Source organism: Desulfosporosinus burensis (assembly GCF_054657535.1).
Genome location: NZ_BAAHYN010000015.1, coordinates 64,410 through 91,053, shown reverse-complemented (window position 1 = coordinate 91,053; position 26,644 = coordinate 64,410). Strand labels below are relative to the sequence as shown.

The 26,644-nt window shown below is 42.5% G+C and carries 25 protein-coding genes, 1 pseudogene, 2 riboswitches and 1 other annotated feature; of the genes and pseudogenes, 16 read left to right on the top strand and 10 right to left on the bottom strand.

What is annotated here, in order from left to right:
• Nucleotides 1–33 precede the first annotated feature (33 nt).
• Entirely contained in the window at nt 34–825 is a 792-nt protein-coding gene (locus tag ACYQ3Q_RS23145) for a lipid II flippase Amj family protein (protein ID WP_459930816.1), read from the bottom strand.
• A gap of 153 nt (nt 826–978) precedes the next feature.
• A riboswitch (cobalamin riboswitch) is annotated at nt 979–1,166 on the top strand.
• Nucleotides 1,167–1,503: 337 nt separating this feature from the next.
• Nucleotides 1,504–1,688, top strand: a riboswitch (cobalamin riboswitch).
• A 159-nt stretch (nt 1,689–1,847) separates the two neighbouring features.
• Between ACYQ3Q_RS23145 and ACYQ3Q_RS23140 the strand changes: the two genes are divergently transcribed.
• The 7 genes from ACYQ3Q_RS23140 to ACYQ3Q_RS23110 all read left to right on the top strand — a co-directional run bounded on the left by ACYQ3Q_RS23140 (nt 1,848) and on the right by ACYQ3Q_RS23110 (nt 11,312).
• Entirely contained in the window at nt 1,848–6,152 is a 4,305-nt protein-coding gene (locus ACYQ3Q_RS23140) for a X2-like carbohydrate binding domain-containing protein (RefSeq protein WP_459930815.1), read from the top strand.
• Nucleotides 6,153–6,419: 267 nt separating this feature from the next.
• Nucleotides 6,420–7,163, top strand: coding sequence for a DUF4430 domain-containing protein (locus ACYQ3Q_RS23135; protein ID WP_459930814.1), 744 nt, complete (start codon nt 6,420–6,422; stop codon nt 7,161–7,163).
• Nucleotides 7,164–7,179: 16 nt separating this feature from the next.
• Nucleotides 7,180–8,058, top strand: a complete 879-nt coding sequence (locus ACYQ3Q_RS23130; RefSeq protein ID WP_459930813.1) for an energy-coupling factor transporter transmembrane component T — start codon at nt 7,180–7,182, stop codon at nt 8,056–8,058.
• Nucleotides 8,040–9,719, top strand: coding sequence for an ABC transporter ATP-binding protein (locus tag ACYQ3Q_RS23125; RefSeq protein WP_459930812.1), 1,680 nt, complete (start codon nt 8,040–8,042; stop codon nt 9,717–9,719). Before ACYQ3Q_RS23130 ends, ACYQ3Q_RS23125 begins: the two co-directional genes overlap by 19 nt.
• A gap of 26 nt (nt 9,720–9,745) precedes the next feature.
• On the top strand, nt 9,746–10,402 hold the full coding sequence (locus tag ACYQ3Q_RS23120) for an ECF transporter S component (RefSeq protein ID WP_459930811.1): 657 nt from the start codon (nt 9,746–9,748) through the stop codon (nt 10,400–10,402).
• Between the two features lie 103 nt (nt 10,403–10,505).
• Entirely contained in the window at nt 10,506–10,673 is a 168-nt protein-coding gene (locus ACYQ3Q_RS23115) for a hypothetical protein (RefSeq protein WP_459930810.1), read from the top strand.
• A 51-nt stretch (nt 10,674–10,724) separates the two neighbouring features.
• Nucleotides 10,725–11,312, top strand: a complete 588-nt coding sequence (locus tag ACYQ3Q_RS23110) for a DNA-3-methyladenine glycosylase (protein WP_459930809.1) — start codon at nt 10,725–10,727, stop codon at nt 11,310–11,312.
• A gap of 357 nt (nt 11,313–11,669) precedes the next feature.
• On the opposite strand, the gene ACYQ3Q_RS23105 is transcribed toward ACYQ3Q_RS23110, so the two are convergent.
• Both ACYQ3Q_RS23105 and ACYQ3Q_RS23100 read right to left on the bottom strand, forming a co-directional pair.
• Entirely contained in the window at nt 11,670–12,317 is a 648-nt protein-coding gene (locus tag ACYQ3Q_RS23105; RefSeq protein ID WP_459930808.1) for an ATP-binding protein, read from the bottom strand.
• An 81-nt stretch (nt 12,318–12,398) separates the two neighbouring features.
• Nucleotides 12,399–12,704, bottom strand: a complete 306-nt coding sequence (locus tag ACYQ3Q_RS23100) for a hypothetical protein (protein ID WP_459930807.1) — start codon at nt 12,702–12,704, stop codon at nt 12,399–12,401.
• Nucleotides 12,705–13,053: 349 nt separating this feature from the next.
• On the opposite strand from ACYQ3Q_RS23100, the gene ACYQ3Q_RS23095 reads away from it, so the two are divergent.
• Complete coding sequence (locus tag ACYQ3Q_RS23095) at nt 13,054–13,212, top strand: hypothetical protein (protein ID WP_459930806.1); 159 nt, start codon at nt 13,054–13,056, stop codon at nt 13,210–13,212.
• A 62-nt stretch (nt 13,213–13,274) separates the two neighbouring features.
• Here the strand turns inward: ACYQ3Q_RS23095 and hepT are convergent, their stop codons facing one another.
• From hepT to ACYQ3Q_RS23075, 4 genes and pseudogenes are all read right to left on the bottom strand, one after another.
• Nucleotides 13,275–13,706: a type VII toxin-antitoxin system HepT family RNase toxin gene (gene hepT, locus ACYQ3Q_RS23090; protein ID WP_459930805.1), complete on the bottom strand. Its 432-nt coding sequence runs from the start codon at nt 13,704–13,706 to the stop codon at nt 13,275–13,277.
• A gap of 8 nt (nt 13,707–13,714) precedes the next feature.
• Nucleotides 13,715–14,164 (bottom strand): type VII toxin-antitoxin system MntA family adenylyltransferase antitoxin, encoded by a 450-nt coding sequence (gene mntA / locus ACYQ3Q_RS23085; RefSeq protein ID WP_459930804.1) that lies wholly within the window; start codon nt 14,162–14,164, stop codon nt 13,715–13,717.
• A gap of 189 nt (nt 14,165–14,353) precedes the next feature.
• Nucleotides 14,354–15,343: pseudogene (locus ACYQ3Q_RS23080) on the bottom strand (APC family permease); the annotation flags it as partial.
• 11 nt (nt 15,344–15,354) lie between these two features.
• Nucleotides 15,355–15,639, bottom strand: coding sequence for a sensor histidine kinase (locus ACYQ3Q_RS23075; protein WP_459930803.1), 285 nt, complete (start codon nt 15,637–15,639; stop codon nt 15,355–15,357).
• Here ACYQ3Q_RS23075 and ACYQ3Q_RS23070 point away from each other — a divergent pair.
• From ACYQ3Q_RS23070 to ACYQ3Q_RS23045, 6 genes are all read left to right on the top strand, one after another.
• Nucleotides 15,625–16,428, top strand: a complete 804-nt coding sequence (locus ACYQ3Q_RS23070) for a Crp/Fnr family transcriptional regulator (protein WP_459930802.1) — start codon at nt 15,625–15,627, stop codon at nt 16,426–16,428. The two genes, ACYQ3Q_RS23075 and ACYQ3Q_RS23070, sit on opposite strands and share 15 nt — an antisense overlap.
• 135 nt (nt 16,429–16,563) lie before the next feature.
• Complete coding sequence (gene cooS / locus ACYQ3Q_RS23065; RefSeq protein ID WP_459930801.1) at nt 16,564–18,513, top strand: anaerobic carbon-monoxide dehydrogenase catalytic subunit; 1,950 nt, start codon at nt 16,564–16,566, stop codon at nt 18,511–18,513.
• Between the two features lie 54 nt (nt 18,514–18,567).
• The gene (locus ACYQ3Q_RS23060; RefSeq protein ID WP_459930800.1) at nt 18,568–19,362 is read left to right on the top strand and encodes an ATP-binding protein; all 795 of its coding nucleotides are present in this window, start codon (nt 18,568–18,570) and stop codon (nt 19,360–19,362) included.
• 136 nt (nt 19,363–19,498) lie between these two features.
• Entirely contained in the window at nt 19,499–19,705 is a 207-nt protein-coding gene (locus ACYQ3Q_RS23055; protein WP_459930799.1) for a hypothetical protein, read from the top strand.
• A gap of 85 nt (nt 19,706–19,790) precedes the next feature.
• Entirely contained in the window at nt 19,791–20,006 is a 216-nt protein-coding gene (locus ACYQ3Q_RS23050; RefSeq protein WP_459930798.1) for a hypothetical protein, read from the top strand.
• 2 nt (nt 20,007–20,008) lie between these two features.
• On the top strand, nt 20,009–20,281 hold the full coding sequence (locus ACYQ3Q_RS23045) for a hypothetical protein (RefSeq protein WP_459930797.1): 273 nt from the start codon (nt 20,009–20,011) through the stop codon (nt 20,279–20,281).
• Nucleotides 20,282–20,811: 530 nt separating this feature from the next.
• Here ACYQ3Q_RS23045 and ilvN read toward each other — a convergent pair.
• Nucleotides 20,812–21,309: an acetolactate synthase small subunit gene (ilvN, locus tag ACYQ3Q_RS23040; RefSeq protein ID WP_459930857.1), complete on the bottom strand. Its 498-nt coding sequence runs from the start codon at nt 21,307–21,309 to the stop codon at nt 20,812–20,814.
• Between the two features lie 303 nt (nt 21,310–21,612).
• On the opposite strand from ilvN, the gene ACYQ3Q_RS23035 reads away from it, so the two are divergent.
• Complete coding sequence (locus ACYQ3Q_RS23035; protein WP_459928991.1) at nt 21,613–22,857, top strand: IS110 family RNA-guided transposase; 1,245 nt, start codon at nt 21,613–21,615, stop codon at nt 22,855–22,857.
• A gap of 104 nt (nt 22,858–22,961) precedes the next feature.
• Here ACYQ3Q_RS23035 and ilvB read toward each other — a convergent pair whose 3' ends face one another.
• Nucleotides 22,962–24,689 (bottom strand): biosynthetic-type acetolactate synthase large subunit, encoded by a 1,728-nt coding sequence (gene ilvB / locus ACYQ3Q_RS23030; RefSeq protein ID WP_459930796.1) that lies wholly within the window; start codon nt 24,687–24,689, stop codon nt 22,962–22,964.
• Between the two features lie 66 nt (nt 24,690–24,755).
• Nucleotides 24,756–25,041: a binding site (T-box leader), on the bottom strand.
• Nucleotides 25,029–25,217: a hypothetical protein gene (locus tag ACYQ3Q_RS23025; RefSeq protein ID WP_459930795.1), complete on the bottom strand. Its 189-nt coding sequence runs from the start codon at nt 25,215–25,217 to the stop codon at nt 25,029–25,031. It overlaps the preceding feature by 13 nt.
• A 314-nt stretch (nt 25,218–25,531) precedes the next feature.
• Between ACYQ3Q_RS23025 and ACYQ3Q_RS23020 the strand changes: the two genes are divergently transcribed.
• Nucleotides 25,532–26,632, top strand: coding sequence for a hypothetical protein (locus tag ACYQ3Q_RS23020; protein WP_459930794.1), 1,101 nt, complete (start codon nt 25,532–25,534; stop codon nt 26,630–26,632).
• The last annotated feature ends 12 nt before the right edge of the window (nt 26,633–26,644 follow it).

Sequence of the window (26,644 nt, the reverse complement as noted above, 5' to 3'; positions counted from 1 at the left end):
TCCGTCTGTATCAAGGCTTTCAGTCGCACACTATCACTTATAAATATTTGCAATGACATGGGCCACTGGGATAAGGAACAATTGTCCCATTAGGGTTCCTATTAGCTTGGCGCTCATCAACATAACGACAAGCGCTTTGACATCTTCATAGGGACGATTCCCCTTTAAAGCCTGATCAGTAATGATAGAAGATTTAGGGTCAACAAAGAGCATAAATATAATATTTGCTGCACTGTTAATTACTCCTGCCGAAGCTGAAGCCGCTAAGCGATGCTGAGCATCAACAAGTAAAGCAGCATAATAAGCTGACATCACCCCTATGGTGTAGATTCCGGTGACAAGAGAATTGAGAGCTATTAATTGAATAGGTATTCTCTTAAACGGCAGATTATTTACCATCTTTTTTGAAGGTAAAGTAACATTCTCAATAAATCTACGGATACTGCGAAATTTCAAAGCGTCCATTACAACAAATGGTACAGACCCAGACCGTTCAAGATTTTTTACAGCTCCGGAAAAAAAATTTAAAAAAGTGGGAGTTAATACTATGCCAAAAAAAGTTCCTACCGTCGCTACCCAAATGATCTTGCGTATGGCAGGAAGAGGGTCGATAGTTTGATTAATGGAACTATCCATCAAACCTCCAAACAAAGGAGCTTGCAATGTATGTGCTGTAAGAGAGATTAGATAGAATAAGTTAAAGAGGGTATTTGATAAGGCGAATTGCCGACTTTTAACAGAATTAAGCCGCACAGAGTAGGCAAACGTATCGATTATATGAATTATAAATGTTGAAACAAATAATTGGTAAATATTGAACTGCACCAACCCACCCCCATCCTTGATATGACTATGTCAGATAGGGGATAGAAATACCCAGTGAATACATCAGTTAGTTTGACAATCAGTGCTAATAATTGTAAATTTATGTACTGACAGGGTTTACAAGAATTTAGAATTAAGGTTATAATGAGGACAATTAAATATTAGGTAATGAGTGATTTTTTCTAAGGAAAAGAATTTAAAAGGGAAGTCAGTTAAAATCTGACGCGGTCTCGCCACTGTAATAGGGAGTTGCCTCACAAAGTGTCACTGGATTTTATCTGGGAAGACGTGGGGTAATGATGAACTAAAGCCAGGAAACCTGCTCATTGCGGATCAACACAGGAACCTACGGAAGATAGGGGAGGTGTCGTTTATGTCGGGAAGTCAGCGTATATTATCCGGCTAGCGGAGTCACTATATCCCTTTACAGGTATTCTGTAGAGGCTTTTTTTGTTTCCTTGAAGGAGGCCTGACTGGTGAGATATCGAGAGAAGAATCAGGAGATGGAAGAGCACAGGCAAGCGTTGCTTGATGCGCGAGGAGAAATCTTGGGGAAGTATAATTTGGAAAAAGAGAAGAGGATTCAGTGGCTTGTGAAGTTTATAGATATTGAAGACGAACTCGAAGAATTATCCCGACGGAAAACCAATGGACTAGCTCATAGGAGATTAAGTAAATTAATTTATGAAAAATTCAGGTATCGGAGCATGAGTGCTTCGGATAAAAAGGAAGCAGGTGCAATTCCTGCACGATCCCGCCGCTGTGATGGGGAAATGTTTCGTGAAGGCCACTGGCATAGTCTGGGAAGGCGCGAAACATTGATGATCCAGAGTCAGAAGACCTGCCTGTATTTTAGACACCAACTACTCTACGAGCGATAGGGGGAGGTGTTAAAAATGCTGGCATCAATAGATGATTATCAGTATTTTTAGCCTCTTGACCGATCGGTTGAGAGGCTTCTTAATTTCTAAAGCAACGAGGAGATATTTTAGCTATAGGCATGTAGAGGGGGATAAATAGAGATGAAAAGAGATTTTCGAAAATTATATTCATGGCTGTTGATAGTTGTAATGATGCTTTCCATGTTGGTTATGCAAATTCCTTTGGCTAAACCGGCTTATGCGGCATTAGATCAGAACAGCACTATAACGCCTGTGACAGCTGTTTTTGACAAGAATTCTGCTCATCAAACCGATGTGCAAATAACGACGACTCTTAACGGAAATAATTTAAACAGTATAACCAATGGTGGAACTCCGCTGACGGTAGGGAACGACTATACAGTAACGACCGGCAGCAGTATTACCATTGGTAAAGGATACTTGGCCCAACAGGCGATAGGAACAACAACACTGAATTTTATCTTCAGTGCCGGCAATCCTCAGGCTTTGCAGATAACTGTTTCTGACTCTACACCGGCTTATTCAACCAGTTTAACAAAAATACTTACCTATTATCAAAGCAATTCAAGTAAAGCCACTTCCTGGTGGGATACGGTAGGACTCTGGGGTGCCGAGGAAAGTATAGGAACTATTTGGGACAGCAGCAAAGAAACTAGTCTTGCCGGAAATATTCTGGGAACACTGGCCAAGGGAGAGGATCCGAGCAATACTCTAAACGGTAACCTCTTGTCAAAACTGAAGGCGACACAGAACAGCAGCACAGGTGCATTCCCAGGTTCCTTCGGTCTAACTTCAAGCGACCAAATCTGGGCTATGGTTGCTCTGGATGCTGCGAAAACACAGTATGATCAAGACAAAGCGGTATCAAATTTATTGACATATCAAAATTCGGACGGAGCTTTTTTTTACTCAACAGACTACAACACTAGTGATCCTGATCAAACAGGGATGGCCTTGCTGGCTCTGGCTAACCATCAAACGGTAGCTGGTGTTCAAACTGCAATCAATAACGCCAAAGCTTATTTGAAGAGTATACAGCAGGATACAGGTGGATTTGCTTCCTGGGGAACAGATAATCCCAACAGTGTAGCTACGGTAATTTCAGGGTTGGTGGCTGTCGGTGAAGATCCTTTATCGGATGGCTGGAAAAAGAACGGGAAAACCATGCTGGATGACCTGCTCAGTTTTCAGTTAGGCGACGGGTCGTTTTACTCTCCTTATAATCCAGGAAAAACCGATGCTATGGCAACTTATCAGTCCCTGATTGCATTGGGGGATCTATTTGCCCAAAAATCAGTCTGGCAGAGGCTGCAAGAAAGCAGTCCCCAGGGAAACAATAACAGTACCATAACGCCTGTGACGGCTGTTTTTGACAAAAATACTGCTAAGCAAGTCGATGTGCCAATAACAATGACGCTTAACGGACATACTTTAACCAGTATAACCAATGGTGGGACTGCGCTGACGGCAGGGAGCGATTATACGGTAGCGACCGACAGTAGTACTGTAACCATTGCTAAAGGCTACTTAGCCCAACAGGCAACAGGAACAACCACTCTGAATTTTCTCTTCAGTGTTGGTAATCCTCAGACTTTACAGATCACGGTTTCCGATTCTACGCAGTCAGGCAGCGGAACTTCTTCGCAGCCGACTGTCCAAAGTAGTATTACTTTGACCGTTGCCGGAAAGAACGGACAAAGTATTCTCTCGTCGACAACAGTGCCATTGGAAAATGGTGATACGGCTTATTCCGTTCTGATAAGGAAGCTCGGCCAGGCGGCTGTTACTGGGTCAGGTGCTTATGTCAGCGGGATTAATGGGATTAACGCAGGTACTGATGGTCCTTCCAGCGGTTGGATGTATTCAGTAAATGGTGCTTATCCGAGTGTAAGTGCAGCGGCAATTACTTTAACAAACGGTGACGTAGTGGTTTGGCGGTATACAACCAATATGGGCAAAGACATAGGTGCTACGGATAACAGCGGTGCAGGAACGGCTACCAGCGTTAGCCCAATTCCATCACAACCAGCGGTCACTAATCCGGTTGGCTCAACTGGATCAAACGGCCAAACTAATCAGGACGCATTGGCAGTCTTAACTAATGTCACGGCCCAGCAACAGGCCGGGGCTAGACTCCCAGACAACACTCCCACTGTAAGTCCGACAGCTACCGAGCAGGTGGTTCTGAAGGCAACAGACGGAATTCAGCTGACTGTGCCGCCAGGAGCGTTAAATAATCAGAGCACTCCGGTTAAATTTACCGTCGAGATAGGTAAGGTGACGACTCCACCTAAGGCCGACACAGGTGCCACAGTACTCAATCCTCTTAAATACCAGCGTCAGTTTGGCCTTGAAAGTTCCAAAGGTGCGGTCCAGGAAGAGCCTGTTCAGTTTAATGCGCCCGTTGAAATTAGTTTCCCGATCGCTGCAGGAGATCTTCCCACCGGGGTCACTACCCAACAACTGGCCATCTATTGGTGGAATACGGCCAAAAACGATTGGGTTAAATTGGGCGGCGTTTTTGACCCGATCACCAAGACCCTATCCGTGCCTACTTATCACTTTTCCACGTATGCTGTCATGGCAGATGTTTCGAGCGTACCTCAGCGCCTAGCCGGCCTCGACCGCTTCCAAACAGCCAATGTGGTAGCGACACAGGGCTGGAAAGCTGGAGCAGACAATGTGGTTTTGGTTAATGCCTATGCGTTTTCCGATGCCCTGGCTGCCGTTCCCTTAGCTTTTAAGCTTAATGCTCCCATCCTGTTAACGGAGGCAGACACTCTTACTCCGTCAACACTGGAAGAAATACAAAAAATGGCACCGAAAAAAATTACCTTAATCGGAGGGACAACTGTCATTTCCCAGGCTATCCAAGCTGAAATGGAAAAAGTCTACGGAGCGGACAATGTGTTGCGCTACGGTGGGCTGGACCGTTATAGCACGGCAGCTCTGCTTGCCACTGCCTTGGGTACAACAGGGAAGGCCATCATTGCTAATGGTGGTGAAAATAGTTATGCGGATGCTCTCGCTGTATCCAGTTATGCTGCCAACAAGGGAATCCCGATTCTCTTCACGGAACGAACGGTTCTCCCAGATCCCACAGTTCAAGCACTGACTGCGCAAAAAGTTAGTTCCACCATTGTGGTGGGAGGAAGTTACGTCATCCCGGAAACTATCACTCAGCGTTTACCGGGAGTGGTACGCTACGCTGGAAGTGATCGTTATGCGACTGCAACGGCCATAGCCCAGGGGTTAAGTCTTAATACGGACCGGGTTTATGTAGTGACAGGTCTAAATTTTGCCGATGCCTTAACCGCGGGGAATTTGGCTGCGCATTCTTTCTCACCGGTTATTATGGTTGATAATACCATACCAGAAGCCGCTTCAAGTTTCCTAACCGCCCACAAAGGAACAACCTCCGATCTGATCATTGTGGGAGGAACAGGGATTATCAGCGCAGATCAAGAAAACAAATTGCGTACGCTAGTTCCTAATTTAGTTCAGCCTCAGGAAGGAGCTACAACCCGCCAGCAGGTGAATGAAACTATCAGTGGTTTGGCAGTCTGGGAAAAGGCTTATATCCAAGCGGCCTTTACACAAGCTGTTTCAGGTGAAATTATTGATCCCACGGTCTATAATTGGCCCACTGTCGGACTGGGTCGGCTGGACCTCTACGACGGCTTGTCCTCTTATCTGGCGGAAAACGAGAAGTACATTGGCCAAGATTGGAACTCCGTCAAACGGAAAGTGACCAACCTGGCCAGAATATGCCTGGCAGTAGAAGCAGCCAAAGGAGATCCCCGCAATTTCGGTGGCAAGGACTTGATTGCTGAGATCGCCAATTATCCTGATATTGAAGCTCAGGGTATCAATGGGCCGATTTTTGCCCTGCTTGCTCTGAACAGCGGTGCTTATAATTTACCTTCGACTGCTCAATGGACGCCAGAAAAATTATTAAAAATCATTCTGAACAAGCAATTGCCTGATGGAGGATTTTCTCTGGACGGAACGGGTGATAGTGATCCGGATATTACGGCGATGGCTCTTCAGGCTTTAGCCCCTTACTATTCAGACAGCCATCCGGAAGTGCAGGCTGTGGTGAATAAGGCGTTAGCTTGTTTAAGCGCACTGCAGGATTCGGAGGGAGGATTTAAATCTGGGGGCACCGCCAGTAGTGAAAGCGTTAGTCAAACAATGATTGCTTTGTCGTCGCTAGGGATCAATATGGATACCAACTCAATGTTCATTAAAAATAGAAACACACTATTGAGTGCCTTGCTTCAATTTAGATCCGCGGACGGTGGTTTTAAACATCTATTAACGGGGAATTCGGATAACACTGCTTCCGAGCAAGCCCTGCTGGCCTTAGCCTCTTATGTTAGATTAAAGGATGGAAAGACGTCCTTATATGATTTTCGTCCCTAGAAAACTCTGGCGGTTTCGGCTTCTTTTGATAATACCGGAGAATAGAATCATGCTCATTTGAACGCTAGGAGCTTAGAAGAATGCATCAGTGACTCTGAATGTTATATCATTTGCTGGAAGCTAAACCTGCTGTGGTAGGGGTAACGATTTAGGACAGGAGTAATAGAGTGCGTAATATATGAGGGTCCGTTAACGATTAGATAAGCTATGATCATGATCCATATGGACCCTCATATATAAGAAGATGTGTGAGGGAAGGATTATAATTTGAAAAAGCTAGCATCGTTTCTTGCCATGTTTCTGTTAGTAGTGGCTCTTCTTTTAACGGGGTGTGGCGTAGATAAGCAAGCTGCATCAGGGTTGCCTAAGGACAGCGTGAATAAGGTATCAAGCAATACTTCTCTTGGGTCAGAAAACAAAAATGATTCATCAGGTAGCAGTAAATCCCAAGTTGAACAACCCATTAAAGCAGAGCTGCCTAAAACAATAGATAGCGCCCAAACTCAAGAAAATACCCCCAAAACCACTGTGGAACCCACGACGACTATTAAAGCTAATCCTTCTGCGCAAACGCCGACCATTCAAGTGCCGATTCCAATACAACCTGAAAATACAGACAAGCCAGCAGTAACTATTGTCATCAACTGTTCTACTGCAGCTGCTAAAGGTCTCGACAAGCAGGAAAACTTTAAAGATGTCGTTCCTGCTAATGGAGTTATTTTGCCTCCCACAAAAGTAGAGCTTAAAGAGGGAGAAACTGTGTTTGATGTATTGAAGATTGTTGTTCGCGAAAATAATATTCAGATGCAGTATGAAGGTTCCAATGGAACAGCTTATATTAAAGGGATTAATAATCTTTATGAGCTTGACGGCGGACCTTTAAGCGGATGGATGTATTGTGTCAACAAATTATATGCGAACTATGGGTGTAACCAAACTAAGCTTAAAAATGGGGACACCATTGAATGGAATTATACCTGTAATATGGGCAAAGATTTAGGACAGAAGTGATCGGGAGAGTGAAACATTGAACAGAGCATTCTCAGCGTTTCATCCAGCAGTAAGCTTTGTATTTTTTGCAGTAATGGTAGCATTTACGATGCTTTTTATGCACCCGGTTTTTTTGGGGGTAACCTTCATTTCAGCCCTTATTTTTTCTTTTATTTTGAATGGGGGAAGGGGCGTGAAGTTAAGTTTCTTAGTTTACCTCCCCATGTTCTTATTAATCGCAGTTAGCAATCCTTTATTTAATCATCGAGGAAGAACAACGTTGTTTTTCTTCATGGACAATCCCATTACCTTAGAAGCTATGCTGTATGGAATATGTTCAGCGTCGTCGTTGATCGCCATTCTGGCCTGGTTCTCTTGTTACAGTAAAGTCATTACATCGGATAAATTTTTATATTTGTTTGCCAAGCTGACTCCGGCGGTAGCCCTGCTGATTACAATGACCCTTCGCATGATTTCCAAGTTGAAATATCAACTGAAAACTATATCTAATGCTCAACATACAATAGGGTTGGATCAAAGGACAGGAAGTCTAAGCGAGAGAGTAAAAAAAGGAATGAGAGTCATATCCATACTGCTGAGCTGGTCAATGGAGGATGCGATTGAAACGGCAGATTCAATGAAGGCTAGAGGGTATGGACTAAAAAATAGAACGACATTTTCACTCTTCAAATTTGATAAGCGGGATGGCTTGGTATTAGGCTTGATTAGCGTACTAGCGGGCATATGCTTTGCGGGGTATTTTTCAGGATATGGGACAATGCAATTTTATCCGTCAATCAGGCCTTTGAATTTATCACCCCAGGCTATTGTCCTATATATAGTATTTGCTGTATTAGCGTTTTTACCGATTATTATCGAAGTAAGGGAGAGCTGCAAATGGCGTGCTTACAAATAGAAAACTTGAGCTTTTCCTATCCTAATACCCAGGAAAAAGCCCTGGAAAGTGTAACTTTAGAGATTAAGGAAGGCGAGCTTATTTTAGTATGTGGCGAGTCAGGCTGTGGTAAGAGCACCCTTTTGCGGCATATGAAGCGTGAGATCACACCGCATGGCAGTAAGACAGGGACGGTATATTATAGAGGGGTAGATATTGAGAAATTAGATCAAAGAAGGGCAGCCTCTGAAATTGGATTTGTGATGCAGAATCCCGAAACTCAGCTGGTGACAGATACCGTTTGGCATGAATTGGCGTTTGGTCTTGAAAATTTAGGGCTAAGTACGTCCGAAATTCGTCGTAAGGTGGCAGAAATGGCCAGCTTCTTTGGCATCGATGGCTGGTTTAGAAAATCCGTTGATGAATTGTCCGGCGGACAAAAACAACTCTTGAATTTAGCCTCGGTGATGGCCATGCAACCAAAGCTGTTAATCTTGGACGAACCAACGGCTCAGCTCGATCCCATTGCGGCTCAAGATTTTTTAGCAACGATCGCCAAAATAAATAGAGAATTAGCAGTTACCGTCATTTTAACAGAACATAGACTTGAAGAAGTATTCCTTATGGCCGATAGAATTGTAGTCATGGAAAAAGGAGTAATCGTTTGTTTTGATACACCAGAGCAAACAGCCAAACTATTAGCCAATAGTCATCATAAACAGACTATGTTTAAAGGATTGCCGTCTGCAATTCGGATTTATAGCGAGATAAGGTTGGGCAATCATTGTCCTTTAAGCGTGCGGGACGGGAGAAAATGGCTCGCTGAATATATGATTCCGGTTGAGAAAGTCTTTGATGATCAAGTGAATGATCGAGCTCAAAAGCAAAAGCAAAAGCCTGTCATAGCAGCTGAAGAAATATGGTTTAAGTATTCAAAGGCAGGGAATGACATTTTGCGGGGATTTTCGCTTAAGGCCTACTCGGGGGAAATACTCTGTGTGTTAGGTGGCAACGGAACCGGTAAAACGACAATGCTAGGCGTGATTTCAGGATTACTAAAACAGTATAGAGGAAAGGTTGTCATTAATGGTAAAAAAATAGAGGCTTTCCAAGCTAAAGAACTTTATCGAAACAATCTTGCTCTCTTACCTCAAAATCCAACGGCTTTATTTGTTTGCGATACCGTCTTAGGGGATCTGGAAGAGGCGGCAACGATGCTTAGACTGGATAAGGAGACTCTAAGCACTGAAATTGACAGGATTGCCATAGAATTGAGAATCACTAAATTTTTTGAACGGCATCCGTATGATTTAAGTGGTGGAGAGCAGCAAAAAGTGGCACTCGCCAAGTTATTACTATTAGATCCCAAAATAGTGTTATTAGATGAGCCGACAAAGGGGCTTGATGCAGAGTCTAAGGAAGAATTAGGTGAAATCTTGAAAAAGTTAGGTAGCCAAGATGTTGCGATAGTTATTGTAACTCATGATATCGAATTTGCGGCGGAGTATGCTGATCAATGTGCCATGATGTTTGACGGGGAGATTGTATCAGAAGGAAAAGCGAAGGAGTTTTTTGCAGGAAACAATTTTTATACGACCGCTGCCAACCGGATGGCCAGAGGAATATTCCCCAAGGCAGTGACTTGTGAGGACGTGATTGCACTATGCAAGATAAGCGTATAAGCAAATACATAAAAGTAGTAAAAATAATGTTAATCATTTTATTACCGTTATTGTTGGTGCTATCTACGTTAAGTGGGGATAAGAACTACGGTTTATTAAGTGTGATATTTATGATCGTAGCGATGGTTCCCTTTTTCTTAAGGTTTGAAAGACGTAGGCCGGAAGCCAGAGAATTGGTTGTTATTGCTGTCATGGCTGCGCTTGCGGCCTTAGGACGGGTTGCTTTTGCCCCAATTCCCAATTTTAAGCCGACATCAGCAATTATAATAATAACAGCTATGGCGTTCGGACCTGAGGCGGGATTTTTGACAGGTGCTACAGCTGCGGTAGCCTCGAATATATTTTTTGGACAAGGTCCATGGACCCCGTGGCAAATGTTCTGTTGGGGGATGATCGGTTTTGTCGCAGGAGTATTGAAAAATGCAGGTTTTTTCAAAGGAAAATTAAGCTTATCCACCTATGGACTATTATCAGGGTTTGCCTTTGGATGGGTCATGAATCTCTGGTTTATTATCGGATTTATCAATCCTATTACCTGGCAAGCTATAGTAGCAGCTTACATATCAAGTTTTTGGTTTGATTTTACTCATGCAGTATCAACCCTAATCTTTCTTTTTGTGTTGGCAAAACCTTGGCTAAAAAAGCTAGACCGGATAAAAACTAAATTTGGCTTGATGGAATGAGCATATGCTTAGGAAGCTGTGAGAGTGCTTCACTTGAGAAGTGTATTTCTAATTATAAAGCGTACATATGTGTAAATAACATAGTGGATGGGAGCGATATGTCATGATTACAGCCACTGTTCATAGTTTAGAAGGTGTTATATGCAGACTCGGGTTAGACCCACTCACAGTTAAACGCTTTATGGAAGAGTGGTTACAAACTGCACACGAGGTTTCTTTTAGCCCAAATGGTTCTTTTAAAGAACAACCCTATGAATATTATGGGAAGTAGCGGGCAAAAATGGTATATTGATGACTGTAATTAAATAGTGGGGTAACGACTATGGCATTTCAACCGATAAACTATTCTTTTTTCCAACAACCCACGATTAGTTTAGCTCGTGCTATGTTGGGGAAATTGCTTGTGAAGGAAACTGAGTTAGGTATAGCTTCGGGATGGATTGTAGAAACCGAAGCCTACATTGGACCAGAAGATCGTGCGGCCCATAGTTTCGAAAACCGAAGGACTATAAGGACTGAAGTAATGTTTGGACCACCCGGGTATATCTATACTTATGTTATGCATACCCATTGCCTTATTAATGTGGTGAGTGGGGAGATTGGGCACCCAGAGGCGGTATTAATTAGAGCTCTAGAACCATGTTGCGGAATTGACCTGATGTATCAACGTCGCGAAAAAGGGAAAAAGGAACTAGAGCTAACAAATGGACCAGGAAAATTAACGAAGTCCCTTGGTATAGTAAAGGAAGATTACGGGAGAGCGATGTTTGAGTATCCACTTTTTCTCGCAGAAGGAAAAGAAATTGAATCCATTGCGGTTGGTCCAAGAATAGGGATTAATAACAGTAGGGAAGCTATACACTATCCATGGCGTTTTTGGGTACAGGGTAATCGCTTTGTATCCAAATAATAGGTGTTAGCAACTGACTCTAATTAAGTGTCATATGAGGTGCCTTAACAAACCCGCGCAGCATTCGGAGAATTAAAAAGATGAGAGGCAATAAACCGCCTCTCATCATATCGTACATAATATTATTTGCAATTATTAAAAAGCATGCCGAATGTTACAACAAAATTCTCACGTACCCCTGGGGAGATCAGACATACGGGTGCAGAGTCAGAAACGCCAATCAAATTTCATAGGTAAGTGTAACCGAAAGCCGGTTCTCCTGAAGGAAAATCGGCTTTTCGTACGGGTGCGCTTTCTGTCAGCCATTGAAAAATCTTCGCTAGCCTTTACGATGGATGAACGAGAAGTTCAGTGGGCTTAGCATATCTCAAACTTAATATAGAAGGTAGTACCTGTTGGAGCAGAGTTAAAACTAATTATGGCCTTATGCCTAGCAACAATGCTATAACATGTTGCTAGACCTAAGCCAGTTCCATTATCTTTGGTCGTAAAAAAAGGAGTGCCAACTTTGCTAACGTCCCTGTCATTAATCCCATTACCTTGATCCTGGACAACTAAAACGACCCGATTATTCTCCATGTATGTTCTAATAATTAGTTTCCCGCCAGGAGTCATCGCCTCAAAGCCATTACGGACAAGGTTAAAGATGAGTTGCCGAATTTCCTTGTCGTCTAGTAACAGGTCTACGATCCTGCTTAATTCAAGTTCCACACTTATATCGGCAACCATAGCATCTGCTTGAATCAACGGATTCAGGCTTTCTAAAATTTGATTGAGGTTTTGCCTCTTTAGGTCGACAGGTTTGGTTTTGACAAGGGAAAGGAAATCTGTAATTATCGAATTTGCCCTATCCAGTTCACTAACCATAAGACTAAAATAGTTTGCATTGTGTTCGTATTCTTTTTTACCGCTCAGCAGCTGTAGGAATCCTTTTACTGTGGTCATCGGATTCCTGATTTCATGGGCGATGCCTGCAGCCATTTGACCAATCAGGTTTAATCTCACCAGACGGAATAACACTCGAGGCCGCTTTTAACCTTCATCGCTATGTGTAGGAGGTCTCCCGAACCGTCAAAAGCATAAGGGCTAGATAAAAGCACGATCAACACACATGGTAGAACCAATAATTTCAGTCATGGTTTGCAAGATATTATAGGTATCATCTTTGTTAATAATAGTTTCTGCAATACGATTTAAAGCACTGGCGAAAGAAAGTTGCTCTAGTAACTGACTGCGATCTTTCCTTAATGCCACTTCAGCCCGCTTTCGTTCAGTAATATCCTTCTGAAGTTGCTCGTTGGAAACTCTCAATTCATTAGTGCCTTCCAGAAGCAATTCTTCTAGATGAAACCGATATTTTCTTAATACTTCGTCTGTTTTCTCATCCCTCATAAAAATCACCGCCCTTGAAGATCACCTCACACCATAAAATTCTTTAGCAATATCCAAATATCCTTCATTTTTATTAATAAAATAGGAATATTATTGAAAAACTGACTGAGTTCTCCTGAATGATCGGCGACTATGTTAACATGATTGAAAATGGACGGCCGGGAACATTTTTGAGAAATTGCGATAGAGGTATCACGCTGGATTCGTTTCATCCAGACGAAGAGGGACGTATCGAAACTTTTCGACACGTCCCCGTTTTTATGTCTGTGTTTAGGATAAATTGATTAAGCCAAGTAACGTGTTGACAAACGAGGTCCTAAAACATGGGGGTGAGGAGGCGCTTTCCTATATGCTTTCGCAGTTTGAGCAGGGTAATGCGAACGGATTGCGTGGTCAACTTATGATGGGCCTTTGCAAAGAGCTTTTGGGGGAGAGAAATAATGTTAGCGATGAAGCATTATCTCCCAATGGTTGGTTCAGTCAGCTTGAATCATTTGAACGTGAATAATCAACACGGTGTGTGGCTTTTCCAGCACGATTCCTACAGATCTGTGTTTTGAATAATCTCTTCTAGAGATTATTCTCTGTTACATAGAGGGCAATTTGCTTGAGATACTGGTTAACGTCTTCGAGATTGTCATGAATAATATTATAGACTACCTCAGGAGATATATCCCAATAGACATGGACTAACCGGTTGCGAAATTTAGTAATTTCGATCATAGCAGGTTCTAAGTCCTCAGTTATTCGATGTTTTTCTAATTGTCGGAAAACATCGGCATAAGTTTTGGGAGCCTCGAATTGCTGATCCACTTGAAGCATGGAAATAAGACGATTCCCAACATTGATACAGGATTCGATACATAACTGCAGATAACGCTCAGTTGCACTTTGTAGTATAGAATTATTCATATAATCTTCGCGGGATGTTTGAGCGACTTCCTTCAATCGTCCGTGATACTTGGAGATTTGACGCATTTGGAAAGCAAGTTTTTCATCCATAAACTGTGTTACCTCCCTGAAAGAGTTTCAAGTAATGTATCGTTGCATTCATCGAGTAATGGTTTGAAATCCAGATAATACTTTACCGTTTGTTCCCAATAATCGATGTATTCTTCTCGGTTGTTAAGTAAAAGTATTTTCGATTGTTTTATTGCTCCATACTGTATGGTTAGAGGAGCGATGTTTAAGTTAATCACATCAATATCATCCGATTGAAGTAAGTCAGTTATTATTCCCATGACGTGGATATGGAGCTTGTTGAGTTCATTTAGACTAAGATTTTTATGATACAGAATAGCCAGATCAACATCGCTTAAGGGGGTTTCTTTGTTCGTAGCTAATGAGCCAAAGAGTAGCACAGCACTGATTTGTTGCTCTAAGCCTACTAATGACTGAGGTAAATCCTTCAGCCTTTCGCGAATGAACTTGAAATCGAAGGGTTTACTATCAAAAATCATATTAATCACCATCCCAAGATTATTATACCAGTAATTTCCTTTGCGTAACAGTTGTCCTTTGAAAATCATTTCCTATCATCGCTCTTGGAAGAGTTTATGAGAATAATGTTGATCACTAACAAACAAGGCTAGAGGGATCAGTAATCCTCTAGCCTTGTTGTTCGTATTAATGGGTAATTTATAAGCAGTTTATCTAAAAGCAGGTGGTTTTTCTTTAAAGAACTTAGTTTTATAGGCAGTGTACACGAAGCCTATGGCGAGCCAACTGAAGCCGACAACCTTGGCTTGGCTCTGTAGACTCATGCAGACATAGAAGATGATAATGAAGCCTATGACTGGCAGGAGGAGGTATTTGAACAAGGAGGCTAAATCTGTTTTCTTGCCTCTGATCACGTAGTGGATTACGACGGAAGCATGCAGGAACATGAAACCGGTTAGAGCTCCGAAGTTAACCATGGAGGTCAGGAGATCCATGCTAAGAAGTGCACCGATGGCAATCGCGATAAAGGCCACAAAGAGAGTGCTCATATAAGGAGTTTGGTATTTGGGATGAACCTTACTTAGGAAAGCGGGCATCATCTTGTCACGGGACATGCTGTAGAGCAGACGGGAGATTGCCGCCTGAGCCACGAGTCCATCCCCGATACCCCAAGCCACGGCCGTTCCCAGAGCGACCAGAATCCTGAGCCAGTTTCCTCCGGCGACTTGAGCGACTGAGTAGAAGGCAGTGTCAGGGTTTTGGAAGGTGGTGTGATCTGGCCAGAGCAATCCAGCCAAGTAAGTTTGGAGCACGAAGAGTCCGCCAACGAGAATTAAGGCCGTCACGGTGGCTCTACCCACGATCTTCTGGGGTTCTTTGGCTTCTTCTGACAGGGTACTGATCGCGTCAAAGCCCAGAAAACTTAAGACTGCCAGGGAGGTAGCCGCCATGACCATATCCATGTTGAAGCCTTCTGGTTTCCAAATGGGGTCCAGGGTGAAACCCTGCCCGGCCCCTTTTAAAACGGCCACAAAGGCCATCACCACAAAGGCAACCAGGACGAACAGTTCGAAAATCAGTAGTCCGATATTGGTTTTGGCGATAAGTTCAATCCCGCGAAAGTTTACTACGGTGTTAATAATGACAAAGAGGGCAATCCAGCCCCAAAAAGGCAAGATGGGCAGGATTTCCTGCAGAGCATAACCGGCGACTAGGGAGGAAGTAGAGTATCTCTGGCCTTGGAGTCAATTTCAATCACGGCTTGGAGTTTTTCCCCAAAACGAGTCTTTTGGATACAAAGATAGTTTTCCGTATGCTGCAACTCTTTTTCAAAGGTCACCAGCGGTTCTTTTTCCATATAGTTGTATCTTAGAAAAAGAGACAGATTTTCCACGGCTTTGACCGAGTCCTCTAGGCGTCCTAATCGTCCCAGACTGGTAATGGCATTTAACGTATTAAACAAAAAATGAGGCTGGATCTGTTGGTTGAGTTGCATGAATTGGCTTTGCTGCAAGTCATGAGGGTGAGCGTCGTTGACAATCCTTGTGCAATATCATATGCTCTAGCTGATAAAATAAAAGGTATGAAAAAGGGGATAACAATGAAACCTAAGCTGTCTCAAATTGACATTGATGAATTGCTTAAAATCCCCCTGCTTAAGGCATTGAGCGAACAACATATACTAACCCTCAATCAATCTGCCCATGAACGTTCATTTCGAAAAAAAGAATCTATTTTTTCCCCGGAGAAGCAAGCGGATTTTATTTTAATTCTCCTTAAAGGTAAAGTTAGAATATATCTCAGTTATCCAGACGGAAAAGAGTTTACGATCGCCTTCTTAGAACCTGGAGATGTCTATAGTAGCCATTCGGGCACTTTTGCCGAAGCAATGGAAGAAACGATTGTCTGGACCATCGACATTAAAGTCTTTCGCGGCTTTATGCTAAAAGATCCGGTGATTTTGATTAGCATGGTCAAAGTCTTAGGAGAAAGCTTGGGAAACACTCTTGGAATCATAGAAAACCTTGTTTTTCGCGATGTCGGTAAACGGTTAGCGAACTTTTTGATACAAGTGGCTAGGGAAAAAGGACAGCCTACTGAACAAGGTACCCTAGTGAACTTAGGTTTAACACTCGAAGAGATAGCTTCTGCAGTAGGAACATCCCGGCAAACTGCCTCTACATTCCTTAACCGTTGGCAAAAAGCAGATATCTTAACTCTAAACCGCAAATCGTTTGTCATTAGAGATATTCAAGCTTTGCAAGACAGTATGGAAGAAAACTAAAACTAAAGAATTGTATGTGAAATAAGAAAACCATCAGCATCCTGACGGTTTTCTTATTTTTTATCTTCTATAATCAGAATAGTTGAACTGTTGAGTTCGGTTATGAAAGCAATCATTTAATTTTAGGAGGAAATTATGATCAAAACCTTTTTAGCAACAGATCTGACAATTGATACCGGGGTACAGGAACTTCTCTTGAAAGCAAAGGATGAAGGGATAGAGACAGCCTTTGATCGAGCAAAGCAACAAGAACCTCACTGTAAGTTTGGCTTAGCTGGGGTTTGTTGCCGACGCTGCATGATGGGACCTTGCCGTGTAAGTTTTGGTGAAAAAGGGGTGAAACGAGGGGTCTGTGGTGCAACGGCTGATCAAATTGTTGCTCGCAACCTGCTGACACTGATCGTCGATGGTGCGACACCCCATGTCGAACATGCCCGTGAAGTGACACTCACTCTTTTAGAAGCTGCAGAAGGCATAGCGCCTTACGAAATTAAAGGGAAAGATAAGTTATGGAAAATCGCGCTTGACTTGGGCCTAACTCCTGAAGGCAAGAGTACAAACGAAGTGGCAAAGGAAGTTGCGTTAATAGCCTTGCAAGATTTTCAGAAACAGACTGGGGTAGCCACCTGGCTGGGTTTACGTGCCCATGCCAAGTCCGTTGAAACTTGGGAGAAATTAAATATTTTACCTCGCAATGCTCACTTGGAGATTGCCAATGCCATCAATAAGGCTGCCATGGGCTGTGACAGTGATCCACTCAACCTCCTCCTTGGAGTTATGACGATGGCTCTTGTTGAAGGGTATGACGGATTACACCTCTCAACCGATCTTTCGGACGTTCTTTTCGGCACCCCAAAGTTAGTCAAGGCCCAATATAATATGGGAGTCATAAAAGAGGATTATGTTAATATTGCGGTTCATGGACATATTCCAATGGTTTCAGAAAAAGTGGTGGAATGGAGCCGAAAACTAAACGGAGAGGCAAAATCTTTAGGAGCCCAAGGTATTAATGTCATCGGGATATGCTGCAGTGCCAATGAATTATTAATGAGGCAAGGGGTTTCCGTGGCAACCAACTTTGCTAGCCAAGAGTTGGCAATTGTGACAGGGGCTTTAGAAGCGATGGTTGTCGATGCCCAATGTATCATGCCAGGCTTGCAAAAAGTTGCCGAATGTTATCACACGGAATTAATTTCCACCCTGCCCAACATTAAAATTGAAGGATCTAGCCACGTTGAGTTTACTCCGGCTAAGGCTGATAAGATGGGCGAGGAAATTGTTCGCAAAGCATTAGGCCGTTATACAGAACGCGATATGGTTAAACTACAAATACCAAAAGGAACCGTTGAAGCTTATGCTGGCTTTTCCGTGGAACAAATCATTGAAGTACTTTCCAAGATCAATCAGGAAGATCCACTCCAACCCGTTATCCAAGCGCTCACAGATGGGGATATCTTAGGTGTGGTAGCTATTGTTGGGTGTACCAATCCGCGATTGAAACAAGACTGGGCGAATACAGAATTAGCAAAAGAACTTTTAAAGCATAATGTTTTAATTGTAGCAACTGGCTGCTCGGCACACTCTCTAGGCAAATTCGGTCTTCTGTCTCCGGAGGGCATTGAGTATTGCGGTCCGAAGCTCGCTAACGTGCTGAAAACAATCGGCGAGGCGAATGGACTCACGTCGTTGCCTCCGGCATGGCATATGGGAAGCTGCGTAGATAACTCCCGCATCGATGATTTACTGGTTGCCTTGGCCAATCGAGTAGGTGTAGGCGTTCGCGATTTACCGGTTGCTGGATCGAGCCCAGAACCTCATAGTCCGAAAGCTTTGTCAATTGGCACGTTCTTTATAGCCCAGGGCGTCGATGTTCATATCGGTCTCAACGCTCCCATTAGCGGTTCACCCTTTGTAGAGAATGCTTTGACAGGTGATAAAGGGGATTTTGCAGTAACAACGGATGAACTGTTCGGTGGCAAGTTGATTTATGAAGAAGACCCCATCAAAGCGGCTCATGTATTACTCCAACGAATTATTAAGAAACGAACGGCATTAGGGTTGCAAAGCCCCGAGCTGGAGTTCTAACCAACAGAATTTTGTTAGTTTTAAGTCATTAATAATGGGAAGGAAAACAACAAAATGAGCGTAACTAATAAGAGTATAAAAATCGCTGTTTCCGGTAAAGGCGGGGTGGGTAAAACCACCTTGGCCTCTCTTCTATGCCATTTATATGCCCAAGATGGGCAGCATGTCCTTGCGGTTGATGCTGACCCAGATGCAAATTTGGGGACTGCGCTAGGATTTCCTCCCAAGCTACTCGCAGAGCTCACTCCAATTTCTAAGGAAGCAAAGTTAATTAGGGAGCGCACCGGTGCAGAACCAGGCTCAATCGGGGCAATGTTTAGCATCAATCCTTACGTGGATGACATTCCAGACACTTATGTGGCTAAGCATAACGGAATTAAACTTTTGCGGATGGGTTCAGTAACCTTGGGCGGATCGGGCTGTGCCTGCCCTGAGAGCACTTTATTACGCAATTTGTTAGAGCATATGGTCTTAGAACGAGACGAAACCGTCATTGTGGACATGGAGGCTGGTTTGGAACATTTCGGGCGCGGAACGGCGGGTGGGGTGGATGCTTTTATCGTTGTCGTCGAACCAGGCAAACGGAGTTTTGAGACTGCTCATGCAGTCGTTAAACTTGCCAAAGACATTGGGGTTAACCAGGTATATGCCGTTATTAATAAAGTCCACCCCGGTCAGATGGAAGATATTCAAAGGGAAATGAACTTTATTCCGATCTTAGGATATCTACCCTATGACCCTATAGCAGTACAGGCTGATCTCACAGGTCAAAGCCTCTTTGACTTAAGTCCGAAATTCGTGGAGCTAGCCAAAGAAATTAAGACTCAAATCGAGACTTTATTGGTTTAATTTGTTGTAAAGCTGGGATGTTCGGGCATTCCAGCTTTTATTTATTTTCCACTACTATTAATTTTCATAATATATAGCTGAAGATGACGAAATAGGGGAATACTTTATTAACTCTGCGTTTCCGACGTCTGGTGAAATGGTTCGAATTGTTCACTTGATTGAGGAATCTGATCATGGTCTAACGATAAATGAGATACTTAAACTCGCAAATTTGAGTAAAGGGCGAATCGAAAGATGTATAAAGGTTTTAGAGATTGACGGAATTATAGCTAAAAACAAGAGTACCTATTTTAGAACGGTTAATCCCTGGAACCTAGATCTCGCGCGTTTTGTTAGTCCCTGATTTTGCACAGAGGCTTGCACGAAAGCTAGGAATACCTTTTCATCCAGTGTTAGTTAAAACTAGGGAAACCCCTGAGCAGAAAATCATGCAGAATAGGATACAACAGGCGTCCAATGTTCTCGGAGCGTTTTCTGTTCAAGGAGTGGTTATGGCTGACCCAGTTCTTCTCGTTGATGATATGATTGATTCACGTTGGACAATGACTATATGCGGAAATTTATTACGCCAGGCCGGGTGCGGTCCGGTAATTCCTTTTGCAATTGCTTCAACATCTGGAGGAGGTGATATTGAATTACAATAAGTTTGTCTGTTGACAGCCAAGCAATTCTGTTACTGGCTAGTAACGTTGGTTTACCTATAGAAAAGAATATGGATTTAAAACCTTTAAGCTCTTCAGAATGGAACGCAATGTCTGAGAAACTAAGTCATTCGACCTTGAAGTATCCAAGGAAGTTTTTTGAAGCTGATCCGAACGAGTGGGAAGAACAACTTGATTTAAATGAAGCTCAAGTCGAACGCATGCAAAGGTTACTAGCCCGCGGGGCAAACCTATCGAATAAAAGGCCCTATCGCTAAGAGAAGCGCCGAATTTTTCCTTCAAGCTCTCCACACCCAAAACAAAGAGGTGCCATTTCCGAGAAAGCGTTCTTTACGAAAAATCAACTTTCTAAATCAACCGAACGGTTGATTTTCTTTTTGCTTTGAAAGTACAATGATCTCAAAGGAGATGGTTGGGATGAAGTAAATCCTACTAGTCAAGAACCTTGAGAAAAGCTATAAGGGAAACAAAGTGATTCAAGTGTTGTAGAAATATAAGGGAAATGCAGAAAGTTCGGCGAAAAAGAAAGGTATAATAAACCTCAAAATGGCGGTTGGTATTTGGCCAGTAAAGAGAAGCACGAAGGAGTTTACAAAATGATTAATTTGCAATGATCGTGACAAGTTTCCAGTCAATGAAGGGCATGTTCTAATTATCCCGAAGAGGCATGTGGTCAGAACAGGCGGTGACAACTATTTCATGAATTCAGCACTTTAATGCAGGCACTTTCACAGATTGCTTGCCAAAATGGGCAGCAGATCTATAGCTGCTACTCTCTCAAATCTCCTTACCGCTCTGTCATACTTATAGATTCTATTGCAACACTTCCGCCTCTAACCACTTCAATGTTTTTGAAATCACTACTCAAGAGATTAATCAGATCGTTGTTCTTGCTTTCCGTTTGAACGCATTCCATCAATACACTTTCTTTATCGTAATCTATGATTGAAACACCAAAGACCTCAGCAATTCTGAACAATTCTTCCTTATCAACTTTAGAACATTTCCTTATTTTAACAAAGATCAATTCCTTCATATGAATCGGACTATTAGTAAAATCTATTACTTTGATAACTTCTACGCAACGATTTAATTGCTTCTTTATCTGTTCAAAAGTATCATCATCACTCTTTAATCGAATGGTCATTCTTGAAACGGTTTCATCCTCTGTCATTCCCACAGTCAAACTTTCTAAATTATATGCTTTTCCTGAAAACAGGCCTGAAATCTTCGCCAAAACACCTATATCATTTTCAACAAAAAGTGAAAGCCATCGTTTCTTCATGTTTATATCCATTCCTTTCGCTGCGCTCAAGGCACAAAACGTTATGAAACGTGTTGGCTTTGAGCGTTATTTTATTTATCCTATAAACGTAGGGATAGCAGTTAACTACAAACCACGGGGAGGTGAGTGGGCTACTCCAAACACGGAGTGACCGCATGTTTATATGTGTAGATTGCCTTTCCAAGCACAAATAAGTGTGACTTTGAGCACGCAGACTTATCTTTGTATAAACATTACTCGTTTATAGCTAGGCAATCAGTCAATGCTGTCTATCCCTTCAAATCTAGGAAGGGAGATTCTACTGTGGCTTTAAAAATTGTCCATCAAATTTGTTGTGGCATTGACGTCCACAAAACCTTTGTGGTTGCCTGTATTGCTACGACAAACAACAAGGGGGTTACTAGTTACAAACGCCATCGCTTTTCTACCTTTACAAAAGGCCTAAAAGAGCTGTCACAATGGCTTTGTGAAAACAACTGCAGCGAAGTTTGTATGGAGTCTACAGGAAAATACTGGATTCCAATCTTCAACATTCTTGAAGATTCTTGCAACATTACCCTCGCTCACCCGAAATACGTCAAAGCGATCCGCGGTAAAAAAACGGATAATAAAGATGCTCAGTGGATTGCCGACTTGTTCAAGCATGACCTTGTCGCAGGTAGCTTTATGCCACCACTTGCCATTAGACAGCTTAGAGACTTGATGCGCTATCGCGCTAAGCTGACCAACTTTATGTCCAGCGAAAAAAACAGACTTCAAAATTGCTTGACGGTATCCAACATTCAACTTGGCAATGTCCTTTCGGACACTTTTGGCAAGAGTTCTATGAAGATTATTGACAAGATCCTTGAGAACCCCCTGGATACCACGTTTGACTTAGAATCCCTTGTACATTGTTCTCTGTTTAAAAAACTTCCTGAACTTGAGCTTGCCGTTGATGGGTTTATCACACTCGAACAAGCGGGGAAACTTAAAATCATCAAGCGACACTATGAAGATCTCACTGAGCGCAAATCAGATCTTGAGGGAATTATCCTTTCTCTTTCCGTGCCCTACGCAGAAGAACTAAACTTGATCTTAACTGTTCCGTCCTTTAAAAACATCTTTTCTACCATTACTGTGGTTTCCGAAATAGGTGTCAATATGGACGTGTTCCCGACAGCTAAGCATTTATGCTCCTGGGCAGGGCTTACACCTACGAATAACGAAAGTGCCGGAAAGAAAAAGTCTGTTAGGATTTCAAAAGCTGGTTGTTACATCAAACCACTTTTAGTCCAATGCGCCACTGCTGTGGTAAAGAGTGAAAAGCATCCTGAAATCCGTAACCGCTACTTAAAACTCAAAAAGCGTCGTGGGCACAAACGAGCAATCATCGCAATTGCGCGCATGTTACTAACTGCGATTTATATGATTCTTAAAAAGAAAGAACCCTATAATGCTGACTTATACAAAAAATCCGATGTTCTTCCAGTAGACCGCGAAATCACGGTTGAACAAGCAATTTTGATCGCTAAAAATCAAGGATACCGAATAAAAACTACAGCCTGACTCAGTATATTAATTCAATTTTAAGTCATCTCTTGATGGCTTGTTTGCTATGCTCTCGAACTAATGTGCGTTATCCTACAAATGTTTCAGACTTTTTGCCCCCCTTAGTATTCTAAAATCATGTCATACAATGGTTTTCCACCTTGTACCATTGGCAGAACAAGTTCATCGTTGTCAATGATAAATTCAATGATAGTAGGACCTTTCGTGTTCTTTAATGCCTGTTCGAAGGCGGTCTCAATTTCCCCTTCTGTTGTTACACGTATACCTTCCGCTCCGTAACACTTAGCCAATGCAACAAAATCCGGCGAATATACAGGACATTTATCACTTGTACCACTACATCTTAAATCGCATTCTTTCCTGCGTCTTGTACATACACTTGAATAATGCTTTTCGTAAAAGAGTGTTTGAACTTGTCTTACCATTCCTAAAGAGCTGTTGTTAAATATGCAAATAATCAAAGGAAGCTCCTCTGCCACAGCAGTAGCCATCTCTTGAATGTTCATCTGTATTCCCCCGTCACCCGAAATGCAAATAACTATTTTATCTTCATTTCCTATTTTTGCACCTATCGCAGCAGGGAAACCATATCCCATTGTTCCCATACCACCTGAGGTTAACAGCTTCATATTCCTATTTAACTCTAAAAACTGAGTTGTCCACATTTGGTGTTGTCCTACGTCCGTTACTATGATTGCGTCTTTGAACGTTTCATTGATATGGTCAATAATCTTTTTTGCTGTAATCCCTTTATTATTCTTCATAGTAAGGGGATGTGATGCTTTCCAGGTTTCAAGCTGCTTCATCCATTCCGTTGTGTCATATTCTTTTACATATTTAAGCATTGCTTCAATAGCTTCTTTTGCGTCAGCTACAATGGGTATATCAACCCTTATATTCTTTGAGATGGAGGCTGTATCAATATCGATATGAACAATTTTAGCTTTGCGAGCAAATTCACTTATTTTACTCGTAACTCTATCACTAAATCTTGTTCCTATGGAAAATAGCACATCACATTCCGTAATTGCCATATTGGCCGCATAACTTCCATGCATGCCAATATTGCCGAGATAATATGAATGTTTAGTGTCAATACTTCCTTTTCCCATCATGGTTGTCGCTACAGGAATCTTTGTTAGTTCCACAAGCTTCGTAAGTTCATCGTGTGCTCCGGCTATATTTACCCCTCCACCAATAAGGAAAATAGGTTTTTTGGAAGCTTTTAATAAATCCACCGCCTTTTTAAGCTGTCCTATGTGTACTTTTGTACTTGGCTTGTACCCTCTGAGATTCACCTTTTCAGGATATTCATCACTTCCTAACTCAAGCATAATATCCTTAGGTAAATCAATTAATACCGGGCCAGGTTTCCCAGTTCTGGCAATATAGAAAGCTTCCTTGATTATTTTGCCTAAATTCTTTCTATCGTTAACAATGACTCCATATTTACAAATACTTCTAGTGATACCAACGATGTCAGCCTCTTGAAAGGCATCGTCTCCAATCAAGTTAGAGGTAACCTGCCCTGACAAGCAAACTAGCGGCACACAGTCATAGTAAGCAGTTGCTATTCCGGTTACCATGTTTGTTGCACCCGGACCACCTGTAACCAAGCATACACCTACTTTACCTGTAGAACGTGCATAACCATCTGCCTCATGAACCAGTGCCTGCTCATGTCGTGGCAATACAACCTTAATTGTATCCTGGTGATAGAGTTCGTCGAAAATATCCGTTACTAACCCTCCCGGATACCCAAATACTGTAGCTACTCCTTCTTCCCGTAAAGCTTTTACTAATAAACTGGTTCCTCTCACTTGTTTCATATTCATGTATACCTCCTTTAAATTTATAAAAAGCAAACAAAAAGCCCTAAGCTAAATTTTACTTTAGCTTAGGGCGAATCTACTTCCGTGTTACCACCTAAATTCAGAGGAAAGACCTCTGCACTCTATCAGTACGGAAAACAAATATGGTACTGAATAAATCAGCACGAATACTGTGATCGATACCGCTTTCCTTGTAACGGTGGAAAACTCCGTTGAAGTCTACTAAAGATTTCTCTCGTTCGGTTCACTGCTCAAAGGCTACTTCCATACTTCCTCCATGAAGATTCGCACCAACCATCTTCTCTCTTGAATATCGGGAGTATGTACTCCTCCTTATCATCGCATTTCAATCTGCTTTTGTTCTTTCAGTATATCAAGCAACTTATTTGATGTCAATATAAGGGTGATGCCCTTTTTAAAGAGCGAACGCCTGCAATCAATTTGCATCACAGTCTTCGATCCATTACGTTCAGAAATCTCGTTAGCCTTATTGCGCAAATCAGAGATGGGACGAATGTTTGGCATAGTCCTCGCTCCTCGTTCTCAATATTTCTGAACCTATTTTATCATAATTTTGAGTAAATATAAATTTATATATTACCAAAGATCTTCACATGTGCTTATTTTGCCTAACAGCCTAATACAGGAATGAAGAAGACCTTGAGCCCCAGTTATACTGTAGGGCTTTATTTTATTTACTTTGGCAGATAATTATATATAATCAAGGCAGACCCACATGGGCAGGATTTTGCAGGATAATCTCGAAGAAGTGAGAATTACTAAATCCAAATTGAGAATCAGATAATCTGTCAAACAGGATGCGTTAAGAAGGGATAGATATGGAACAAATCGAAAAACTCCTGAATCATGTCAGCAAAACAGTTACCGATCTGGAACTCCAGCAGATCCTCGGGGAGTCAGATTATCCTCGTTTTCAGGGTGAAGTGGAAAGATTGGTAGAGTCCGGAGTACTTGCTCCGGTAAAGGCTTCAAAAAAGAATGGACGACTGCCGCCTCTGTATAATAAATATAAAATTATTAAGCCCCAGGAGGATTATACCTCTTATCTTGAGTCCATTCGCCGGCTTAATCCTGAGCTTAGCATTGCGGGTTATTTGCAGAGGCCGGAGGTTTATAAAAAGCATCAGCAGATCGTTGAAGGAATCAGCAACTATCTGTGGTTTGCTCAGGGTTTGTTAGACAAACCCATGTCGCGCAAGGAGCGCTCCTTTTCCGTGTGGGGCAGGGAGAAGCTGTTGGATGAGCAGATATCCTTGGTTAAAGACGTGCTGAGGTTTAATAGTCTGGCGGAGGATTTCCTTAATTATTATGACACTCCGGAGCCATTTTTTGAATATCGACATGATCTCGGCCAGCTCACGACAGTGCTGGTTATTGAAAACAAGGATACCTGGTTTACCTTGCGGAAGCTAATGCAGGATACGGGAAAAAACTTCTTGGCAGGTACGGTTCTCCAGGTGCTTTTGTACGGGGAAGGGAATAAAATCACGAAGCCGGGAGCTTTAGAGGAATACAAGGCCGCCATGTTGGGCGGGGAAGGACAAGCTACACGCTTTCTTTACTTCGGGGATCTGGACTGGGAAGGTATTCGGCTATTTTTTCGTACCCGCGAAGCCAATCCGTCTCTGGAATTAAAACCCTTCGCTGCCCTCTATAGTCTTATGCTGGAACTTGCGGCAAAGCACGCAGAACGTCAAGCATTACCTAAATCACCCGATCAGCGTGGTGTGACCGGTTCGCTCTCTGAATTTTTAGCAGCTTTGGAACTTGCCCAGGGGGATAATCCCCTGAGCACGAGCACGAGCACGAGCATGAGCATGAGCTTAGCGGGTGGCTTTTTAAAGGACTTATTAGCTGAGGGCAAGTACATCCCTCAGGAGATTATCAATTATCAGGTGGCGGCGGATCTTCTCAAGTAGTAGGAACGGGGT

What these genes read in the sequence shown, in the direction of transcription:
- ACYQ3Q_RS23140 (WP_459930815.1), top strand. Translation starts at nt 1,848, where the DNA reads ATGAAAAGAGATTTTCGAAAATTATATTCATGGCTGTTGATAGTTGTA.
- ACYQ3Q_RS23125 (WP_459930812.1), top strand. Translation starts at nt 8,040, where the DNA reads ATGGCGTGCTTACAAATAGAAAACTTGAGCTTTTCCTATCCTAATACC.
- ACYQ3Q_RS23120 (WP_459930811.1), top strand. Translation starts at nt 9,746, where the DNA reads ATGTTAATCATTTTATTACCGTTATTGTTGGTGCTATCTACGTTAAGT.
- ACYQ3Q_RS23115 (WP_459930810.1), top strand. Translation starts at nt 10,506, where the DNA reads ATGATTACAGCCACTGTTCATAGTTTAGAAGGTGTTATATGCAGACTC.
- ACYQ3Q_RS23110 (WP_459930809.1), top strand. Translation starts at nt 10,725, where the DNA reads ATGGCATTTCAACCGATAAACTATTCTTTTTTCCAACAACCCACGATT.
- ACYQ3Q_RS23100 (WP_459930807.1), bottom strand. Translation starts at nt 12,704, where the DNA reads ATGAGGGATGAGAAAACAGACGAAGTATTAAGAAAATATCGGTTTCAT.
- ACYQ3Q_RS23095 (WP_459930806.1), top strand. Translation starts at nt 13,054, where the DNA reads ATGCTTTCGCAGTTTGAGCAGGGTAATGCGAACGGATTGCGTGGTCAA.
- hepT (WP_459930805.1), bottom strand. Translation starts at nt 13,706, where the DNA reads ATGGATGAAAAACTTGCTTTCCAAATGCGTCAAATCTCCAAGTATCAC.
- mntA (WP_459930804.1), bottom strand. Translation starts at nt 14,164, where the DNA reads ATGATTTTTGATAGTAAACCCTTCGATTTCAAGTTCATTCGCGAAAGG.
- ACYQ3Q_RS23075 (WP_459930803.1), bottom strand. Translation starts at nt 15,639, where the DNA reads ATGCAACTCAACCAACAGATCCAGCCTCATTTTTTGTTTAATACGTTA.
- cooS (WP_459930801.1), top strand. Translation starts at nt 16,564, where the DNA reads ATGATCAAAACCTTTTTAGCAACAGATCTGACAATTGATACCGGGGTA.
- ACYQ3Q_RS23060 (WP_459930800.1), top strand. Translation starts at nt 18,568, where the DNA reads ATGAGCGTAACTAATAAGAGTATAAAAATCGCTGTTTCCGGTAAAGGC.
- ACYQ3Q_RS23055 (WP_459930799.1), top strand. Translation starts at nt 19,499, where the DNA reads ATGGTTCGAATTGTTCACTTGATTGAGGAATCTGATCATGGTCTAACG.
- ACYQ3Q_RS23050 (WP_459930798.1), top strand. Translation starts at nt 19,791, where the DNA reads ATGCAGAATAGGATACAACAGGCGTCCAATGTTCTCGGAGCGTTTTCT.
- ilvN (WP_459930857.1), bottom strand. Translation starts at nt 21,309, where the DNA reads ATGAAGAAACGATGGCTTTCACTTTTTGTTGAAAATGATATAGGTGTT.
- ilvB (WP_459930796.1), bottom strand. Translation starts at nt 24,689, where the DNA reads ATGAAACAAGTGAGAGGAACCAGTTTATTAGTAAAAGCTTTACGGGAA.
- ACYQ3Q_RS23025 (WP_459930795.1), bottom strand. Translation starts at nt 25,217, where the DNA reads ATGCCAAACATTCGTCCCATCTCTGATTTGCGCAATAAGGCTAACGAG.
- ACYQ3Q_RS23020 (WP_459930794.1), top strand. Translation starts at nt 25,532, where the DNA reads ATGGAACAAATCGAAAAACTCCTGAATCATGTCAGCAAAACAGTTACC.